Genomic DNA, 3701 nt, shown 5'->3' with positions numbered 1-3701 from the left:
TTTATAAAGTTACTGAATATTATATCGTAAAGTTATTTCCGAAATTTTTCCCCATTGGGCAATAGAAAAATTGCCCCAGAAAAATTTCAGAATAACTTTACTTACACACTTTATGGTTTGGTGCCAATTTTAAAATTCATAGGTTAAAATATTGTAGTTATAACACTTTTAGTACTCCCAAAACTCGTTCATGCATCTCATCTGTATAATCTAAATGTGCAACCATACGGAGTTTGTTACCTCCCATACCAATTATTTTGATGCCTTTTTCTGTCAAGCTATTGAGAAACTGGGATTCATTAACGTGAGATTTTAACTCAAATATGATAATATTAGTTTCTATAGGTTCTACTTTTTTAATAGCACCATTCTGAGCTAAAACCTCGCCTAATTCTATGGCTTTTTTGTGATCTTCATTTAATCTTAAGAGGTGGTTGTCTAGCGCGTAAAGACCTGCTGCAGCAGCAAAACCAACTTGTCGCATACCTCCACCCAATATTTTACGAACACGCATAGCACCTTGCATTAATTCATAATTTCCAATCAAAACCGAGCCCATTGGACAACCCAAACCTTTACTTAAACACACAGAAATCGTATCAAATAATTCGCCATATTGTTTTGGTTTTTGTCCTGTTGCGATTAAAGCATTCCATAATCGTGCACCATCCAAATGATAACCTAAATTGTGTTTTGTTGCGACTTGTCTAAGTTTTTTTAATTCTTCAAAATCCCAACATGCGCCACCACCTTTATTGGTCGTGTTTTCTACAGCTATTAATGACGTCAACGGGCTATGATAAAAATCTGGTGGATTTATAGATGCTTCTGCCTGTTCTGCTGTAAACATACCACGATGCCCATCGACCAATTTACAAGAAATACCACTATTAAACGATGCTCCACCGCCTTCGTAATTATAAATATGTGCATACTTATCACAAATAACTTGTTCACCTGGATTGGTATGTAATTTTAAAGCTGCTTGGTTTGCCATACTTCCAGTTGGAAAAAACAACGCCTCATCCAAGCCAAACATATCAGCCAATCGTTGCTCTAAAGCATTGATACTTGGGTCTTCTTTATACACATCGTCACCAACTTCTGCATTAAGCATGGCATCTAACATGCCTTTAGTAGGTTTGGTAACTGTGTCGCTTCTTAAATCTATTATCATTAGTAATTTGGGTTATAGTTACACACATCACTTCCTATTGGTGAGCCATCTGGTATTTTTGGTGCTGCTTGCAATTTGAATTTTTCTGGGTGTTCGTAAAATTCTTTTATCATTAAAACATATTGCATACTTACGGCATCAGAGTTAAGATATCCTTCCGCTAGATCTCTAATAGCCTTATTTACGATAGCTTTTGTATTAAAATACGATTGGTTACTTGTAGCTAAATTCATCATATATTTTAAAACATTCGTATTAATCTGCTGTTGTATTTCATTTAAATATGCATCGCTATGCTTTACTTTAAAGGACGAGTCAATCAACTTATTAAGTACATCTTCCAGTGATAATTGCTTATTGTCTATACTTTTCTGCAATACCAATCTATTGGCACGTTGAGGGTTTAAAATAAAGTTAAGTGACGCATCACTTGCTGTATTTGCAGCACTAAAAGGGTCAAAAACAACACCTGTTTGACCTCTAAAAGATTCACGACTTCGTCCATAACCAAAAGCTCTTGGTGGAAATAACTCTAATTTATTTTTAGGTATAGCCAATGCTTTTGCTGAAATCGTTTTAAGTAACACCTCTAAGGTTTCTTTCTGCATTACTGCTTCAACTGGCTTTGTGGTAAATTCATCACCATCTTTCACTGCATAATTGTAGTCAAAGCCACCAATAACTTTTGAAGCGGCTTCAGTTTGGTAACGGTGATAAAAATATAAGGGTACAAACACATCTTCTAAAACTGAATACGGTTCGTAGCTCTTAATATTGTCGTTAGAGAAATTAGCTATTGCTGTTTCTCTGACCCTTAAAACGTTATTAAGACCTTCAGCAGGAGTTTTACCATTATCCCATAAATGCGCTAAGGCATGAGCACCACTAGCAGCCCGTGCATCACTATCGGTAATGAAACGTAATCCTTTACTGTAAGATTTTTTCAGAATGTCGTTTAAGACTTCTTTTTCATTTGTGGTTTTTTCAAATTCAGAATAACTATAGGCTACCGTCACTTTATCCCATTCGCCAATACCCGTGTCGTAAGCATCACTAAAATCAATAATTCCATCATTCACTTTAATATTAGGATGCGGATAATCCATAACCGATGCTCTGTTATTGGTACTTGCGGCAAAATTATGTGTAAAACCAATGGTATGACCGACTTCATGGGCACTTAATTGACGGATTCTAGCTAATGCCATTTCTAACATGGGTTGATAATTATCATCATTTTGGGCAAAAGGTTTATTCATCAAAGTTTGTGCTATCATAAAATCTTGACGAATACGCAAACTACCTAAACTCACGTGCCCTTTAATAATTTCACCAGTTCTAGGGTCAACAACACTAGCGCCATAACTCCAACCGCGGGTACTTCTATGAACCCATTGAATTACATTGTAACGACAATCCATTGGGTCGGCATCAGCAGGTAACATTTTAACCTGAAAGGCATTTTTAAAACCTATAGCTTCGTAAGCTTCGTTCCACCAACGTGCACCATCTAATAAAGCAGAACGAACCGGCTCAGGTGTTCCTGGGTCGAGATAATAAATAATTGGTTCTTTTGCTTCACTAATTTTAGCTTCTGGGTTTTTCTTTTCTAATCGATGACGAATAATAAATCGTTTTCTAATATCTTCTTGAATAGGAGTTGCATAATCCATATAACTCATGGAAATAGCACCACTTCGGGTGTCAAAAACTCTAGGCTTGTAATTATTATCCGGTAATTCTATAAACGAATGGTGTTGTGTTACTGTAACCAAAGAAGCTGTTGGTAATACGCTTCGTAAGTTTTGTCCTGTTGGCTGGCCTTTAAAAGTTAATAGCGCCTCGAATTCTACATTTTTAGGAAAAGCTTTTGTTCGCTCTAAAGCCAAAGCACTTTTAGAAGCGTCTATTTTGTATGTCCCTTCTCTTCTACTCTTCAACCTACCAGAAACACCATGCGCATCTTCCATTAAAAATGGTGTGAAATCTATGTAATATGTACCATCTTTTTCTTCTTTAATTTTAAAACCAAATAGAACAGATTTTGCAAAAGCTTGTTCTATACTTTTCTTTTCAAGAGCATTATCAGTATTGGCACGAAATTTTAAATTTGGTTGAATTAATAGTAATTTATTTCCTGCTTTTTGAAAATACACCACACGCTCATTACCCAACTGTCCTCTGTCTAGACCAATATCATTACTACCGACACCAGATGCTAAGGAGTTGATGTAAAGAAATTCTTCATTCAATTTTTCAACTTTTAAGTAAATTTTATCTGTAGATTCTTCGTAATAAAAATCGAAAAAACCTTCATAGGATTGAAGTACTTTTTTGTTTGAAATTTGAGCCTGAATTGTAAAAGTAAATAGTAGTAAGAGAGAAATGCGAATAGCGTTTTTCATACGAATAAATTATGTTTAAAGTTCATGTTTTCAACATTTTAGATTAAACTGCTAAGAATCCCTTTTAGGTAAAATTTTCATACACATGCTTTAATGCAATACTCTTTTGTACTTAACAG

Annotated in this window: 2 protein-coding genes; both read right to left on the bottom strand. The window is 35.1% G+C overall.

What is annotated here, in order from left to right:
* Window positions 1–157: 157 nt before the first annotated feature.
* Window positions 158–1177, bottom strand: coding sequence for a GntG family PLP-dependent aldolase (locus HKP48_RS11160; RefSeq protein WP_296345844.1), 1020 nt, complete (start codon window positions 1175–1177; stop codon window positions 158–160).
* Complete coding sequence (locus tag HKP48_RS11155) at window positions 1177–3582, bottom strand: zinc-dependent metalloprotease (RefSeq protein WP_296345842.1); 2406 nt, start codon at window positions 3580–3582, stop codon at window positions 1177–1179. The genes HKP48_RS11160 and HKP48_RS11155 overlap by 1 nt, the downstream gene beginning before the upstream one ends.
* Window positions 3583–3701 lie beyond the last annotated feature (119 nt).

Source organism: Winogradskyella sp., assembly GCF_013042245.1.
Taxonomy (GTDB): domain Bacteria; phylum Bacteroidota; class Bacteroidia; order Flavobacteriales; family Flavobacteriaceae; genus Winogradskyella.
This window is presented reverse-complemented; position numbering and strand designations above follow the sequence as displayed.

Bases quoted from the DNA above. Each gene is read 5' to 3' on its own strand.
- HKP48_RS11155 (WP_296345842.1), bottom strand. From the start codon at position 3,582: ATGAAAAACGCTATTCGCATTTCTCTCTTACTACTATTTACTTTTACA.
- HKP48_RS11160 (WP_296345844.1), bottom strand. From the start codon at position 1,177: ATGATAATAGATTTAAGAAGCGACACAGTTACCAAACCTACTAAAGGC.